The sequence below is a fragment of the Gammaproteobacteria bacterium genome, assembly GCA_035546635.1.
Lineage (GTDB): Bacteria > Pseudomonadota > Gammaproteobacteria > JAURND01 > JAURND01 > DASZWJ01.
The window spans coordinates 298,889-315,896 of record DASZWJ010000028.1 but is presented as its reverse complement, the minus strand read 5'-3'; the positions used below and the strand labels follow the sequence as shown (position 1 = coordinate 315,896).

Annotated in this window: 11 protein-coding genes and 1 pseudogene; 7 read left to right on the top strand and 5 right to left on the bottom strand. The window is 42.3% G+C overall.

Annotation, left to right across the window (positions count from 1 at the left end; all coding sequences use genetic code 11):
• Positions 1–9 precede the first annotated feature (9 nt).
• The gene (locus tag VHE99_08185; GenBank protein ID HVV68989.1) at positions 10–1,497 is read left to right on the top strand and encodes an oligopeptide:H+ symporter; all 1,488 of its coding nucleotides are present in this window, start codon (positions 10–12) and stop codon (positions 1,495–1,497) included.
• Between the two features lie 61 nt (positions 1,498–1,558).
• On the top strand, positions 1,559–2,545 hold the full coding sequence (locus VHE99_08180; GenBank protein ID HVV68988.1) for an N-acetylmuramoyl-L-alanine amidase-like domain-containing protein: 987 nt from the start codon (positions 1,559–1,561) through the stop codon (positions 2,543–2,545).
• Positions 2,546–2,719: 174 nt separating this feature from the next.
• Here VHE99_08180 and ggt read toward each other — a convergent pair.
• From ggt to VHE99_08165, 3 genes and pseudogenes are all read right to left on the bottom strand, one after another.
• Positions 2,720–4,401: pseudogene (gene ggt / locus VHE99_08175) on the bottom strand (gamma-glutamyltransferase).
• Between the two features lie 181 nt (positions 4,402–4,582).
• Positions 4,583–5,758 (bottom strand): PLP-dependent aspartate aminotransferase family protein, encoded by a 1,176-nt coding sequence (locus VHE99_08170; protein HVV68987.1) that lies wholly within the window; start codon positions 5,756–5,758, stop codon positions 4,583–4,585.
• A gap of 80 nt (positions 5,759–5,838) precedes the next feature.
• Positions 5,839–6,792 (bottom strand): pyridoxal-phosphate dependent enzyme, encoded by a 954-nt coding sequence (locus VHE99_08165; protein HVV68986.1) that lies wholly within the window; start codon positions 6,790–6,792, stop codon positions 5,839–5,841.
• A 212-nt stretch (positions 6,793–7,004) separates the two neighbouring features.
• On the opposite strand from VHE99_08165, the gene VHE99_08160 reads away from it, so the two are divergent.
• The 3 genes from VHE99_08160 to VHE99_08150 all read left to right on the top strand — a co-directional run bounded on the left by VHE99_08160 (position 7,005) and on the right by VHE99_08150 (position 11,549).
• Entirely contained in the window at positions 7,005–7,547 is a 543-nt protein-coding gene (locus tag VHE99_08160) for an adenine phosphoribosyltransferase (protein ID HVV68985.1), read from the top strand.
• 8 nt (positions 7,548–7,555) lie between these two features.
• Positions 7,556–8,800, top strand: a complete 1,245-nt coding sequence (locus VHE99_08155; protein ID HVV68984.1) for a tyrosine-type recombinase/integrase — start codon at positions 7,556–7,558, stop codon at positions 8,798–8,800.
• Positions 8,801–9,287: 487 nt separating this feature from the next.
• Entirely contained in the window at positions 9,288–11,549 is a 2,262-nt protein-coding gene (locus VHE99_08150) for a hypothetical protein (GenBank protein HVV68983.1), read from the top strand.
• A 107-nt stretch (positions 11,550–11,656) separates the two neighbouring features.
• On the opposite strand, the gene serC is transcribed toward VHE99_08150, so the two are convergent.
• Both serC and gyrA read right to left on the bottom strand, forming a co-directional pair.
• A complete protein-coding gene (gene serC / locus VHE99_08145; protein ID HVV68982.1) occupies positions 11,657–12,739 on the bottom strand; it encodes a 3-phosphoserine/phosphohydroxythreonine transaminase in 1,083 nt (360 codons plus the stop codon).
• Positions 12,740–12,793: 54 nt separating this feature from the next.
• A complete protein-coding gene (gene gyrA, locus VHE99_08140) occupies positions 12,794–15,328 on the bottom strand; it encodes a DNA gyrase subunit A (protein ID HVV68981.1) in 2,535 nt (844 codons plus the stop codon).
• A gap of 260 nt (positions 15,329–15,588) precedes the next feature.
• On the opposite strand from gyrA, the gene VHE99_08135 reads away from it, so the two are divergent.
• Together VHE99_08135 and VHE99_08130 are read left to right on the top strand one after the other, a co-directional pair.
• Entirely contained in the window at positions 15,589–16,578 is a 990-nt protein-coding gene (locus VHE99_08135) for a glycosyltransferase family 2 protein (GenBank protein HVV68980.1), read from the top strand.
• Positions 16,511–16,930 carry a GtrA family protein gene (locus tag VHE99_08130; GenBank protein ID HVV68979.1) on the top strand — a complete coding sequence of 140 codons (420 nt, stop codon included), beginning with the start codon at positions 16,511–16,513 and terminating at the stop codon, positions 16,928–16,930. The genes VHE99_08135 and VHE99_08130 overlap by 68 nt, the downstream gene beginning before the upstream one ends.
• Positions 16,931–17,008: the final 78 nt, after the last annotated feature.

The window sequence follows — 17,008 nt, the reverse complement described above, 5'->3', positions numbered from 1 at the left end:
TTTGAGCCAATGCAAGAATTACCCCGCCTCAACACGAGTGCACAGGTGAAAAGAGGCGCTTTTGCCCTGTTATTTACCCAATTATTTGCCACCTTATCCTTGGGAGTGCTTTATTCTACCTTGGTGCTTTATACCACCCACGCCTTGCATTTACCTAATGCCACCGCAACCGCCCTCACTGGCAGTTTCCTTGCGATTAATTATGCTGCACATTTATTAGGCGGCTATTGTGGCGGGCGCTTCATCAGTTACCGGGTATTATTTATCCTTGCCATGCTATTACAAATCGTCAGTTGTGTATTGATCGCTGTTCCTAATATCACGCAACTGTATTGGGGATTGTCACTTTTTCTCGTAGGCGCTGGGATGAATATCACCTGCATTAACTGCCTGCTTACCCAATTGTTTGCACCCGAAGACCAACGCCGCGAAGGCGCATTTTTATGGAATTACAGCGCCTTATGCATGGGATTTTTATTAGGCTTTATTTTAAGCGGATATTTTGAATTACGGGCTGATTATCATAATTTATTCTTGATAACCGCTTCTGGTAATGTGATTGCCCTAATCATCGCCGCTTTTAACTGGAATACCCTACGTGATCGTAATACCTTTTTAAGCCATAAACCCATCCATATGCGCTTCTGTAATGCCCTTATTGGCGTGAGTTTAATTACAACAATTATTTTACTGCTGCCGACACTATTACAACATGTGCTTTTGACACGCAATCTGGTACTGATATTGGGCATACTGATGTTATTCAATATTGTCCGCATTGCCAGAAAACAAAATGATTTAGCCGTTAAAAACAAAATCTGGGGATACTTAACACTGACGATACTGTCTATTATTTTCTGGACACTGTATTTGTTTATGCCTATGGGTCTTAATCTATTTATCGAACATAACGTTAACCGACAGTTATTCGGTCTGAAAATTGCGCCGCAGTGGGCATTAGGCATTAATTCCACCATTGTCATTATCGGTGGGCCCGTGTTGAACTATATATTTTCTCGCTTGCGACGGCGTGGCTTGAATATTTCACTGCCATTGCAATTCACTTGCTCGCTGTTATTTATTGGCCTGTCGTTTCTGATTTTGACCCTGGGAATACAATTGGCTGACAGCCACGGTTATAGCAGTTTTATTTGGATAGCACTCTGTTATGTTCTGCAAAGCTTAGGAGAATTATGCATTTCACCTATAGGGTTTGCGATGATAGGCTACTTGGCACCCGTAGCTTCGCAGGGAGTCTTTATGGCCACTTGGATGTTAATGACTGGTGTCGCGGCCATATTGGCTAGTTTCTTTTCTAATATTGCATTAGGAAGCACGGGCAGCAATAACCCTCTTGTGACTAACCCCAGTTTTAGTCATATTTTCTCATGGTTAGGCTGGTGTGCTATTGGTGCCGGAGTTATCTTAGCGCTGCTAACTCGTCAAGTTTTGATGTGGACTACAACTAAAGAGGTTAAGGCATTGAAAATTTGGTAAAAAATGAAAATTATGTTATAATTTATTATCATTTTCTGGCTTTTAAAATTAAACAACATATATGAAAAAATTTGTTAAATTATTAATTTATTCTTTTGTTTTGTTGTTAATGCCGATGGGCTTTGCCGCATCAAACGCAGAACAACCCACAGTTATCCCTGCCTATGAACAATCTCAATACGACCAGGAAATTCAACAATTATTTCAGTCCATTTCTACCAAAAAAACTTCAGATATCAAAGCCAAACTAGCTGCTTATAGCGCTTATTTTCTTGGCAAACCTTATCTTTTTGATGCAGCAGGCGAGGGTGAAAATAGCCGTTACAACCAAAATCCACTTTATCGAACAGACGCTTTTGATTGTGTGACTTATGTTAATACCATCGTGTCATTAGCTGAATCGAATAATCTGGCGCAATTTCAACGCAATATCAAAAACATTAACTACCGTAATGGCAAACCGGCGTTTATTAACCGTAATCATTTTATGGAAACGGACTGGAATTTAAATAACGCGCATAAAGGTTATGTTCGTGATATTACCGCGAGCTTTGTAGATAACCAAGGCAAACCTATTTCAGTTTCACAGGAAATACGCATCGATAAACCAAACTGGTTTCTTTCAATGAATGTCAGCCAGCTTAAACTTTTGCAGCCCTTATCACCTTCAGCGATACAGCAGCGTTTGCGGGAGCTACAAAGTTTCAGCAGATATTTTTCACCACAAAACAGTCAGCTAGTTTATTTACCCATGACGCGCTTATTCGACGCACAACAACAACCAGTAGACTCTATTTTTAATCAGATACCTTCTGGAAGTATTATCGAAATTGTAAATCCAAGAGCCAAATTAGAAAATCAAATTGGTACACCGCTATATATTTCTCATATTGGATTGGCCATACGCACCCCGAATGGCTTGATGTTCCGCGAAGCTTCATCCTATCTGCACAGAGTTGCTGATGTTCCATTGGCGCATTATCTACTGGTTTATTTACATATGAACAATTACACCGGTATTAATATTCAGGAAGTGCTTAAGGTTTAGGAGCTTATCTTTAATAAAGCCTCACCCCCTTTGAAAAAGGGGGTCATAGGCCATAAGGCCTGCGGGGGGATTTAGAGAGTTTTGGGTGCCTAATATTGTGTGTTAGTACTCATCAGCTTTTTAAATCCCCCCTCAGGCCTTGCGGCCTTCCACCCCTTTTTCTAATGGGGTGGGTCAATATCCTAAAGCCGTACTTAACGGCATGCGATCATCCCCTGCCCCATTTAACGTATGATTCTTTGAATCAATTAAAATCGCTTCCACTATACCCAATATAAACGGTGCCGGCGCGGATTGATACCCTTCCATCGCCAGTTTTTCCGCTGCATCTTTAGGTATCGCCCAAGGTTCTTCCCATATTTTATCCGGCAGCCATTGGAAATGAATACGCGGCATATTCACCGCAGTTTTAATATCCATGCCATAATCTATTACATTCAAAATAGTCTGCAATACGGCTGTGATAATAGTAGAACCGCCTGGAGCACCTAAAACCATAAACAATTTATTGTCTTTGAACACCAAAGTAGGAGCCATCGCACTCAAGGGACGCTTGCCCGGCTGGATGGCATTATTAACTCCCTGCACCAATCCAAATTGATTCGGCACTCCAGATTTACTGGTGAAATCATCCATTTCATCATTAAGAAAAAATCCCGTATCACCCGCTATCACCTTCGCACCAAAGCGGCTATTCAATGTATAGGTCACACTGGCCGCATTACCTTTAACATCCACAATAGAAAAATGTGTGGTATTCACATCTTCATGAGCGGGCTCTCCTTTAAGCTCACTAGAAGGTGTAGCACGAAACTCGGAGATTTTATTACGGATCTCTTGCGCATAATCTTTGGAAATTAATTTGGCCACCGGATTGGTAATAAAATCGGGATCACCCAGGCTATTATTGCGGTCATAATAGGCATAACGCATGGCTTCAACTAAATAGCCGCCGAATGAAAGCCCATATATCCTAATGGATAACCTTCAAGAATATTTAACATTTCACATAAAGTCACCCCGCCTGAACTCGGTGGTGGCGCTGACACAATCGTGTAACCGTGGTAATCGCAGCTAATTGGCGATAATTCGCTCATGGTATAGTCAGTAAAATCTTCCTTACTCAGAATGCCGCCATTGGTTTTTGAGGCATTAACAATACGATCAGCAATACTACCCTTATAGAAGACATCACTACCATTGGCGGCAATTAATTTTAAAGTTTGCGCAAGTTTACCCTGTATCAGACGCTCGCCTGCTTGATAAGGCTGGCCATTTTTAAGGAATATCGCTGCGACATTCAGTTGTTTCTTAAAACTATCTGTCGCGGTATTTAAAACTTTCGCGTCCTCTGCTGTCAGCACATATCCTTGCTCAGCTAATTTGATCGCCGGCGCCATCACTTGCTTTAGTGACATGGTGCCGTATTTTTTTAATGCGGTATTTAAGCCTAATACTGTTCCCGGCACACCGACAGCCAAATACCCTTCTGTGCTGCGTCCAGGAATTATGTTACCTTGCGCATCAAGATACATGTCCTTACTTGCAGCTTTGGGCGCTTTTTCGCGGAAATTCAGAAATACATTTCTATCATCCGCCAGATGCAGCATCATAAAACCACCGCCGCCTAAATTACCTGCAGCAGGATAGACCACAGCCAATGCATATCCGACAGCGACAGCCGCATCGATAGCATTACCACCTTGACGTAGGATATCCACACCCACTTGCGAGGCCAGAGGCTGGCTGGAAACGACCATGCCATGCTGTGCAACCACTGGAGGTGGGTAGGCAGCAAAACTTGCAAGCTGTATGGATAGCAGTAAGCAGATAGCGAGGATTTTTAGTTTTTGCATGGATTGATCCTTATCGAATTATAGCTATACTCGTTCAGCCAATTGCACTGTAACCCCTCTCCCATCCCGCAAGGGGATTCCCTTCGGTCACAGACGGGAGAGGGGTTACAGTGCAAGGGGTATGGGAAAGAGATATGCTGCTTAGATTGATGCTTCTACTTACACGAGGAAAATATTCAAACTAAAACTCAAGCATAAAGCGTAAATCTTCCTGTAAATCCTCCACATCCTCAATACCCACCGACAGACGAATAAAATTATCCGTAATGCCCATTTTTTCCCGCTCAACTTTGGGTATGGACGCATGCGTCATAATCGCCGGATGTTCAATCAAACTTTCAACGCCGCCCAAACTTTCCGCTAAAGTAAATAACCGACAGCGGGATAAACATTGCTTAGTCTTCTTTAAATCATAACATAACTCTACACTCACCATCCCGCCGGCCAGCTGCATCTGACGTTGCGCCAATGCATACTGCGGGTGGCTTTGCAATCCTGGATAATAGACTTTAGCTACGCGCGGATGCTTCTCAAGCCAAGCTGCCAACCGAAACGCATTTTCAGTGTGACGCTCCATTCGCAAAGCCAAAGTCTTCACGCCGCGCAATGTCAAAAAACTATCAAAAGGGCTGGCAACACCCCCTGAGGAATTTTGCAGATAAGCCAATTGTTCACCTAATGCGCTATCTTGCACTACAACAGCACCACCAATCACATCGGAATGGCCATTAATATATTTAGTGGTAGAGTGCATGACAATATCAAATCCAAATTCCAATGGTCGCTGTGCCATGGGTGTGGCAAATGTATTATCAGCCACAGTCAATATACCACGCGCTTTGCCTAAAGCCGCTACTGCGCTTAAATCGACTAGTTTTAACAACGGATTGCTAGGTGATTCTACCCATATCATTTTAGTTGTCGGCAAAATTGCGGCTTTTACTGTTTCCATATCAGTGAAATCTACAAAAGTAAATTGTAAGCCTGCAGAACGCCGGCGCACATTTTCAAATAAGCGATAAGTGCCACCATAAACATTATCAATCACCAATACATGATCGCCTGAGGATAGTAAATCAAGTAAAGTTGCTGTAGCTGCCATGCCTGAAGCAAAAGCAAATCCTTGCTCCCCTGACTCCAAATCAGCAATACAGCGCTCAAAAGCCGAACGCGTGGGATTTTTAGTGCGGGAATATTCATAGCCCTGGTGTTGTCCTGGGCTTTGTTGGGCATAAGTCGAAGTAGCGTAAATTGGCATCATCACCGCACCCGTGGATGGATCGGGATGCTGGCCGGCATGGATGACGCGGGTGGCTGGTTTTTGTTGTTTTGCCGGCTCATTTAATCGATTATTCATTTGATTACTCCATTTTAATGCTTCATCTGGATTTAAAAATCCTTGCTTTGCAGCTTTCAAGTTCTTGTAAACACTGGTATTTATTGAATAAAACCATGCTCCTGCATCCATTTATTATCTACAAACTTTGACATGTAATTGCGTATGGAATCAGGCAATATAGCTAAACACCGTTGTCCAGCACGCAGTTTTGCAGCGGCTTGCAACATCGCCCACACTGCTCCACCAGAGGAGCCGCCCACCAATAAACCTTCCTCACGGATTAAGCGTCGCGCCATTAAAAAAGAGTCTTTGTCATTAATTTTGATATATTCATCTATCAAGCTGTTATCCAACACTTTGGGTATAAAATCATAACCAATTCCTTCTACCAGATAGGGCTTTACCTCAGTACCGCCGCCTAATATGGAACCAATGGGATCCACACCAATGATTTTAATATCCGGCTTTGCTTGCTTAAGTCGCCTGGCTAGGCCAGTGATAGTGCCCCCAGTGCCGGCACTGGCCACCACCATGTCAAGTTGTCCATCCATATCATCGAGGATTTCCTGGGCAGTAAATTTAAAATGCGCGCCCGGATTATCAGGATTACCATACTGATCTAAAATATGAGCATTAGGAATTTCCTGCTGTAGACGTTTAGCTAAAGAAATATGGCTCTCCGGCGCATCCCACGCGGCTTCAGAAGGTGTGCGATAAATCTTGGCACCCAGCGCCTCCAGCACTACCTGCTTTTCGTGACTCATTTTTTCCGGCATGGTGATAATGACGTCATAACCTTTCACTGCAGCAGCCAATGCAATCCCAATGCCAGTATTACCCGAAGTTGGTTCAATTAATGTATCACCCGGTTTGATCTCACCCCGCTTTTCAGCCTGTTCTACCATATAGTAACCAATGCGATCTTTCACAGAGCCACCTGGATTTAAAAATTCGCACTTAGCATAAAGTTCACAAGGCAATTCAGCACCGATGCGATTGAGCTTTACAATCGGAGTTTTGCCGATGGCCTGCAGTATATTTTGAATTATCATGGGTATGTCCTTGTGACAGATATCATCTGTAGAGTACGAAAAAAGCTTGTCATTCCCGCGTAGGCAGGAATGACAAGCTTTTTTCGCACTCTACAGAGCAAACTCTGAGTGTTTAAGTATTTATTAATTTTGAGGTAAAGTTTATACCATCGACGAGAAAATTTTTACAGTATAAACTAGCAGACACCCAATTCTCACCTGGAATGTATCGCATGAAATCACCTGTCATGACCAAAACTACCGAATATCTCCAGCATTTGATCCGTGAAATCCCCGATTTTCCAAAGCCAGGGATCTTATTCTACGATATCACCACTTTGCTTAAGGATGCTAATGGATTACATCTAGCCGTAGAAGCTTTGACAGAACCTTTTATCAACGCCGGCATTGATTTAGTAATAGGCATCGAAGCGCGTGGTTTTATTTTTGCAGCCATGGTAGCGTACCGCTTGCAGGCTGGATTTATTCCAGTACGAAAACCCAATAAATTACCTGCAAAAACCACTCGTACCTCCTACGCGATGGAATATGGAGAACAAACTTTAGAAATGCACCAAGATGCAATACATCCAGGCAAACGTATACTCATAGTGGATGATTTACTAGCGACCGGTGGCACTGCTAAAGCTGTGATTGATATGACAGAAGCTGCTTGCGGCCAAGTTGCAGCCCTGGCTTTTCTGATTGAATTGCAAGCATTGCAGGGCAAAAATCAGCTTAACAGTTATTCTGTACATTCAGTATTAAAATATTGAGAATCCCTATGCAGTCAAAACCAACAACGGATTATTTAAAGCAATCTCCCGCCCCACTCTTTGACACCTTAGAATACCTAAATAACTTTATAGAAAACCCTTGCCAAAGCCTGCCTAATTGCACGCAAGATTATTTCCAGGCGGCGCAATTTTTACGCGCTTATCGCGGCAGTGAAGCCACTTTTTCCTCTTATCGTCGTGAGATTGAACGTTTACTGCAATGGAGTTGGTGGATTGCGGGTAAATCCTTAAACCAAATTAGACGCCATGATATTGAAAGCTTCGTGGAGTTTTGCCAAAAGCCTCCCGCCACCTGGATTGGTATTAAAAACGTGCCGCGCTTTTTAGATAAAAATGGTACTCGCATGACTAATCCCGCGTGGCGTCCTTTTGTCGCAACTGTGAATAAAGTCGCACACAGCCGTGGGGAAACGGCTGATCCTAAAAAATACACGCTCTCACAAAAAGCCTTACAAGCTTTGTTTGCTATCCTAGGAAGTTTTTTCAGTTATCTGCTACAAGAAGAATATGTTGAATTAAACCCCGTGGCGCAAATCCGCCAAAAAAGTAAGTTCCTGCGCAAATACCAAACTACTTCCGTCATACGCCGCCTAGGCGAAACCCAATGGTTCTACGTGCTGGAAACAGCAGAACAGTTAGCCGCCAATGATCCGCAACATGAACGTACATTATTTATGATGAACGCATTGTACGGCATGTATCTTCGAATCTCTGAGCTGGCCGCTAGCAAGCGCTGGGAACCACAAATGGGGCATTTTCAAAAAGATATGGACGGCAATTGGTGGTTTACTACTGTAGGCAAGGGCAACAAGCAACGTATCATTACGGTGAGTGACGCCATGTTAGCTGCGTTAAAACGTTACCGACAAAGTTTAAACCTCACCCCATTACCCTATCCCGGCGAAACCACGCCCCTGCTACCTAAAATACGCGGACAAGGGCCTATCAATAGTACGCGTCAAATCCGCGCCATTGTACAAGATTGTTTTAATGCAGCAGTTTCTCGCTTAGGAAATGATGGTTTTACTGAAGAAGCAGAACAACTGAAAGCAGCCACAGTCCATTGGCTGCGGCATACTGGTATTTCAGATGATGTCAAACACCGCCCACGAGAACATGTCAGAGATGATGCCGGACATGGCTCCAGCGCAATTACCGATAAATATATTGATATTGAATTACGTGCACGCCATGCCTCTGGAAAGAAGAAAAAGATCAAACCCGACGAATAGTCCCATCAAGTTATAGCCTAGCACTACCTACTAGCATCCAATTAACATAGCTAATCTCTCAAATTAGATATAATTTATAAATAAGTATAATTAGACAATTTAAATCCAATTAGTTTTTAAATATAAAATGAACTAAGGCTTGAGACAAATTAGGTTCTAATGCAAACAGGGAGCTTGCCCAAATATTTTATTGATGATCCCACTTTCAAAAACTGGCTCATGCAATACTATGGTCATTCCAGGAACTAAATTAATCGAAATCCTAACTGCCTTCTCCACCCACCCTGCAACTTATTCCTGAAACCCAAACCAGCAAGCCAGGCAACGTCAAATTGGGAAAAAACATAAAATTTAATGTTTCCTTAATTTTTATTCTTATTTTATTATATATTATTCGAATTTTAGCTTTAAGCAAGATATAATAAGGTTCCTTAAAACCGAATTTAAATATAGTTTTTATAGTCCAAAACTTAAAAGAGAAAAGCAAATGTCTTCAGAAAAAAAACAAAATCAACCTCTAAAAAAAGAAGAATTAACCCACCCTATATCAGAACTATCATTAATGCAAGCCGCCACAAACCTTGTATTAACTAAAAAAGGAGATCCATTACCCAATTTAGACTCACGCTGTGATTTAAATATTCTTTTTGTTAGCGAAGTTCTGCACAAGCGCCACATGACTTACCCGGGTCAAGGCGTGCGCCCCAGCAAAAATACATTAACTAGACATCCTTGCACCGAAATACCAGACGGCAAAGATGATGCAAGCGGAGAGTTTCTTCGATATGACAAAGATCTGCCAAGACCTGAGGTAAGAGAAGAGGAAGAAGATGAGTATCATTCTTTTTTCTTTAAAACAGAGACTGGCGAGCCGGCTTCCTCCCACAGAAAAATAGTGATCGCCGAAAGTAGCAATAAAAATTTCCAGCCTTACTATACTCATCTTGAAATTTCCAGTGATGAATCAAAATTTACTCACCGACAGGAGATTAAATTAACTTCAAATGGTAGAGCCACCATGATGAAAGTAAGGAAACCAGAATCTTATAATCAAGATTTAGCAACAATTGAAAAAACGTTAAAGGAAAGCACTGATTCACCACGATATGGCAATATTAACATTTGGTTAAAGAACAAAATCGGAAAATATGAATACCATACCATTGCTTTTTATGGTTATCATGATTACTTTACTTTCGTAGATGTAACAAATCCTACCGCTCAACAACTCTTTAAAAATTTACAAGAAGGTGTTGACTTAACAAAATTCAAAGATGTTGGTTATGTTTTCTATCAAAGTAATTATTCCATACCTGTTGGTTCTCCACTTTCATCTCCAGAATCAAAAGCGGAAGTAGCTTCCCCTCTCCCACCTGGAAGAACTTTAGCCACATCGGAAACGCTCACCTCTACAATAGCGCCAGAATTTCAGCCATCATCTTCTCTTCAGGAAACGAAAAGCTTCTCTACTGATACATCTGACCTTAAAAACATACGACAATTATCGACAGATGCAAGTGAAGCCAAAAGAACTCCGGCATTCTTCACACAACTTTCTTCCGCTCCTTCATTAGAAGTTCAACTTCCAATCATTCCTGGTAGATTAAAAAGAAAGTCCGAAGAACCGATTCCTTCTTTCCTGAGACGCGAATTCCCGATTGATCGAGAAAGTAGTCAATTGGATGTTTCTGCCTATGGAAGAAAAATAAATCCAGCTCCCCCCATATCAATGTCCTCCTCTTCTTCACTGGGAACTCAGCTAACAACATCTCCTAATAGATTAAAAAGAAAGTCGACAGAACCGACTCCTCCTTTCCTGAGACGCGAATTTCCGATTGATCGAGAAAATAGCCAAATGGATGTATCTGCATGGGGAAGAAAAATAAATCCGACACCTCCTATATCAACGCCTGATTCATTTTCTAGTACATTGACTGAGCTGTCTTTATCTGATGTTTTTCCCTCATCTTCATCAGAAGCGCACGGAGAAAATTTTTCCTTTAAATCTTTAGAATTACCCACAGGCACCCCTCCTGCCGTAGAGCCGGAATCTACATTTGATATGAATAACAGACAACTGAGCATCAGTGAAACTGAATTTAAAATGAATCCAGTAAATTCTAGACAGACCCCTTCCTCTTTCTTTAATCGATCATCCTCGCAAAATTTGCTTCAATCAACTCCGCTGGAGCATAAACGCACCCTCGACCATATTGGTCCCGACTTAGAAAATATAAAAAAAATTACGGGTCCTTCGTTTATAAAGTTTAAATCTGATTTAGAAGCTCTGCTTGTTCGCAAACAAATGAAATTTATGAAATTTACTGCGAACTATGAAACTGCGGCTCGTTGCCTATGCTATGCCTTAAGAAATTGTATAGGCGCGTCATTGGAGGATAAGTTAGCCAATTTGCAATTTAATAGTCTTGAAGATCTTTTTAAAAAGATAACTTTTAAATCAGTTGCAATTTTAGAAATAACCGTCAGAATGCTGCTTGTTCTTAAACCAGAGTATACTGGATGGTTAGAGATAATACATGAATCCGCAAAAGAGAATATAAAAAAAGGAAAATCTTGGGTGCAGAATATTTATCGTTATCCGTTCGAATTTCCACAAAATAACTCATTGCGAACCAGTGGGAAAATACCAAAGGAATTTAAAGTTCCAACACGACCACTTGCGCCAGATAGCAGTTCATTAGCTCATAATGAAGAAGATTCCCATGCCCAAATTAATTCCTCTTACTAGTTCCAATGAGGGTATGCGCCACATGAAAGATTGCCTGACTGTAACTCACCCCCTATAAAAAACACTGTCATTCCCGCCTGGGTGGGAATGACAACGCTTCAGGAAGCTCAACCATTACGTCGAGCAAAATCTTGCATAAATGAAATTAGAGCATCAATGCCAGCTTCAGGCATGGGATTGTAGATACTCGCACGCATGCCGCCTACCAACTTATGACCTTTCAAACCTGCAAGTCCTGCCGCATTAGCTTCCTGTAAAAATAATGCGTTTAAATTTTCATTAGCCAAGCGAAATACCACATTCATACGCGAGCGATAACGCTTATCAACTGGATTGCTATAAAAATCATTATTGTCAATAAAGTGATAAAGTTTTTCAGATTTACGCTGATTGATTTTTTCTATCGCGCTTACGCCACCTTGTTGTTTCAACCATTTAAACGTTAATCCAACCATATACCAGATAAAGGTAGGCGGGGTGTTATAGATAGAATGAGCGTCTGCATGAACTTTATAGTTGAACATGGTTGGCGTGATCGGCAAGGCTTGGCCTAATAAATCTTCGCGCACAATGACTAGAGTGAGACCGGCAGGACCAGCATTTTTTTGGGCTGAAGCGTAAATCAAGCCAAAGCGAGAGATATCAATGGCGCGGGATAAAATATTCGAGGACATATCTGCGACCAATGGCACTTCAGTTATTTTTGGAATCTTGCTAAATTCCAACCCGTTGACAGTTTCATTATCCGCATAATGCAAATATGCCGCATTAGGATCACAGTGCCAAGAAGACTCTTCAGGAATGGAGATATAATTTTGTTTCTCACCACTTGCAACAATATTCACGTTGCAATAGCGTGATGCTTCAGTCAACGCCATCTTTGACCAAATACCCACATCAAGATAATCAGCACTGGTTTTGCCGCGCAATAAATTCAATGGCACCATGGAAAACTGGCTGCGCGCCCCACCCTGCAAGAATAAAACTTTATAATTTTCTGGAATGGCTAGTAATTCGCGAAAATCCGCTTCAGCAGTTTCAACCATTTTTAAAAAAGCCGGATCGTGATGACTAATTTCCAATACGGACAAACCTTGACCCTGCCAGTTAAGCAATTCATCTTGGGCTTGTTTTAATACTGCTTCAGGCAAGGTAGCAGGACCGGGGTTGAAATTGTACACTCTAGGCATTGAAGATAACTCCTGTTTTTTATATTGCGGGTTGGTAAAATTTTTCGTAACTCACTATGTCTGCACATCAACAATGCGCTCAATACCGACTAAATGCTCAGCTTCATTTAAACGGATCAGCTTAACCCCCTGGGCGCTTCTGCCTACCAGAGAAATTTCATCGACCCGGGTGCGTATTAAACGACCCTGGTCGCTAATCAGCATGAGTTCATCACTGTCAGCAACTTCCAAAGCACCCACGACTTCGCCATTACGTTCATTGACACGGATAGAGATAACACCCTGAGCGCCACGGGCTGATTGGCGATATTCTTCAATAGAAGTGCGTTTACCATAGCCATTAGCTGTAGCGGTTAAAATCGTACCCTCTGCTCTGGCAATAATCATCGCAATAACACGCTGCGTGGATTTGAGACGAATACCGCGTACACCGCGTGTCTTGCGTCCCATAGGACGCAGATGTGATTCATGGAAGCGCACTACTTTGCCTGCATCACTAAATAACATAATCTCGCGCTCACCATCAGTAATATCCACACCCACCAATTCATCACCTTCTTCCAAAACTACGGCGATAATGCCATCGTTACGTGGACGAGAAAAATCAGGTAATGCGACTTTTTTAATGGTGCCACGCGCTGTGGCCATCACTACATACTGATTCTGGGTGTATTCACGCAAACTCAGTATGGCACTGATACGCTCACCCTCAGTTAAAGGCAACAGATTCACTAGCGGTCGGCCGCGCGCCAGACGACTGGCCTGCGGTAATAAATAAGTTTTTAACCAATACACTTTGCCGCGGTTTGAAAAACATAATAAGGTGTCATGGGTGCTGGCGACAATCAAATGCTCGATGAAATCTTCTTCTTTCATGGCTGCAGCAGATTTACCTTTACCACCGCGCTTTTGCGCCTGATAATCAGTGATAGGCTGAGTTTTAGCATAACCACCATGCGATACCGTGACCACCACTGCTTCTTCAGGAATTAGATCTTCCATGGTGAAATCTTCTTCACTCTCCATGATTTGTGTGCGGCGTGCATCACCAAATTGTTCTTTCACTTCTAGCAATTCTTCACGGATAACCTGTATTAGACGCTCTGGATTGCCAAGAATTTCTAATAAATCTTGTATAAGGCGCAATAAATCTTGATATTCTTGGAGAATTTTTTCTTTTTCCAGACCAGTCAAGCGATGTAGCCTTAAGTCCAAAATGGCCTGTGCCTGCGCCGGTGATAAGCGATAACCCGAGGCGAGTAATCCATATCCTTCAGTTAGATTTTCAGGCCGAGAAATTTCACTGCCATTTTGCTGTAGCAAATCAACAACTAAACCAGGTGCCCATACTTCTGCTAACAGCTTTTCTTTAGCTTCCGCCGGGCTGACTGAGCCTTTAATTAAAGCAATGAGATGGTCAATATTAGCTAGCGCGACAGCCAAACCTTCCAATAGATGCGCGCGCTCGCGTGCTTTGCGCAAATCATAGATCGTGCGACGGGTGACTACTTCACGGCGATGAGAAATGAAAGCTTCTAGCAATTCTTTGAGATTCATCACACGCGGTTGGCCGTGATCTAAAGCCACCATGTTGATGCCAAAGGTAACCTGCAACTGCGTTTGTAAAAACAGATTATTCAGCAATACTTCGGCGTTTTCACCGCGACGCGCTTCAATCACAATTCGCATGCCTTCACGGTCAGACTCATCGCGTATGGCGGTGATACCTTCGACTTTTTTATCTTTGACCAGTTCGCCAATTTTTTCTAAGAGGCGTGCCTTATTGACCTGGTAAGGCAATTCATTAACGATAATGGCTTGTTTGCCAGTATTTTCATTAATTTCTATATTGGTTTTAGCGCGTAATAGTACGCGACCGCGGCCAGTACGATAGGCTTGTAAAATACCGGCACGGCCATTGATAATGCCGGCCGTGGGGAAATCTGGGCCTGGCAAGTGCGTCATTAATTCATCAATGGTGACTTCTTTATTGTCCAGTAAAGCGATACAGGCGCCTATGGTCTCGTTGAGATTATGCGGAGGGATATTGGTTGCCATGCCGACGGCGATACCCGATGAACCGTTAACCAATAGATTGGGTATACGCGTGGGTAATACGACGGGTACCTGCTCAGTTTCATCATAGTTGAGCACATGATCGACAGTTTCTTTTTCCAGATCCGCCAGTAAAGCATGCGCCAATTTTGACATGCGGATTTCGGTATAACGCATGGCTGCAGGGGCATCGCCATCGACTGAACCAAAGTTACCTTGACCATCGACCAACAAATAGCGCAAAGAAAATGGCTGCGCCATACGTACGATCGTGTCATATACGGCACTATCGCCATGCGGATGGTATTTACCGATCACATCACCGACGATACGCGCAGATTTTTTATACGGTTTGTTCCAATCATTGCCCAATTGCTGCATGGCAAATAGCACCCGCCGATGTACGGGTTTAAGCCCATCACGTGCATCGGGCAAAGCCCTGCCTACAATAACGCTCATGGCGTAATCTAGGTAGGATTGCTTCATTTCTTGTTCGATGGATATGCGAGTGATTTCTTTGGAGTGGGTGAGCATGAACAGCCTTTTTGCATTAAAAATCAAATGGTTATGATAGGAAAATTCCAACAACAATTAATGGACTATTTTATCACAATTTATGCATACAGCCTATAATTTGAGAAAAAACTCTTTATAAAATTATGCCAAATGGGACGGCAGCATTTTGACTTAAATGTTTGAAAAGATTACCAATTATTGATGTCTTGTTGCATAATTCATTAGATGCGGTGAAAATTCGGTGATTTAGTACTCTTTGATTAAAAAACAGGTGAAATATGGACTTAAAACAATCAATATCAGGACATATCCCACATATCCCAGCCCAAGGGATAATTAGTTTAATAGTTCCGCTGTACAATGAAGCTGATAATATCTTAACCCTTTATGAGCGCCTGGTCACGGCAATGCAACCTCTACCTTATGCATGGGAAATGATCTGCATTAATGATGGCAGCCAAGATGAAACTCTGGTAAAATTACTACAATTACGGGAAAAAGACAAAAGAATACAAGTTGTTGATTTTTCAAGAAATTTTGGCAAGGAAGCCGCCATGACAGCGGGCCTTAATCTGGCTATTGGGGATGCGATGATTCCGGTGGATGCAGACTTACAGGATCCTCCTGAATTAATCCCTGAACTGGTGAAAAAGTGGGAAGAAGGTTTTGATGTGGTCAATGCAGTCCGCAATGTGCGTGAAGGAGAAAGTTGGCTCAAGCGCATGACTGCCCACCTGTTTTACCGTTCTATTAACCGAATGAGTAAAACTAAAATCCCTGAGGATACCGGTGATTTTCGACTTCTTTCACGCCCAGTGGTAGATGCATTACAGCAAATTCCTGAACGGCGGCGCTTTATGAAGGGATTATTCGCTTGGGTAGGATTTAAGACGGCAACAATTCATTATAATCGTCCACCGCGCCATGCAGGCAAAACCTCATGGAACTATTGGAAATTATGGAATTTTGCCCTGGAGGGCATTACTTCTTTTAGTCAAATGCCCCTACAATTTGCCTCTTATTTAGGCATAATCGTTGCTTTGACAAGTATACTTTATGGAATCTTTTTCCTTATTCGCACCCTGCTGTATGGCAACCCTATTCCAGGTTACCCATCGCTAATGGTGAGTGTTTTATTTTTGGGTGGCGTGCAATTAATAGCATTAGGGGTGATTGGGGAGTATTTAGGCCGTGTATCTGATGAAAGCAAGCAAAGACCAATTTATATCATTCGTAAAAAATGGACTAATAGATCCGACATTTCTTAGATACCTGGTGGTTGGGGTTATCAATACCATTGTCGGTATGGGGTCAACCTTGACTGCATTTCACGTGTTCGGAGTGAATTATGCTCTGGCCTATCTGATTGGCACTTTAATTGGTGTCGTCTGTAGTTTTATATTGAATAAATATTTTACCTTTAAGAGTGGTCATCACTGGCACAAAGAAGCGTTCAAGTTTTTCATTGTGTTTGTCATTGCTTACTTAGCCAGCAACCTCTGCCTGGTTGGGGTTGTCGAGTTGCTGAAAATGCCGCATGATATCGGTTTCTTATGTGGCATGGTTTGTTATACTTTGATTGGTTATACCCTAAACAAGAAAGTAGTATTTAAAGTTTGAACTGCTCACTCTGGCTGCCGCCCATAGCTGTCATCCTGAGTGTAATGTCATCCTGAGCATAGCGAAGGATCTCCATAT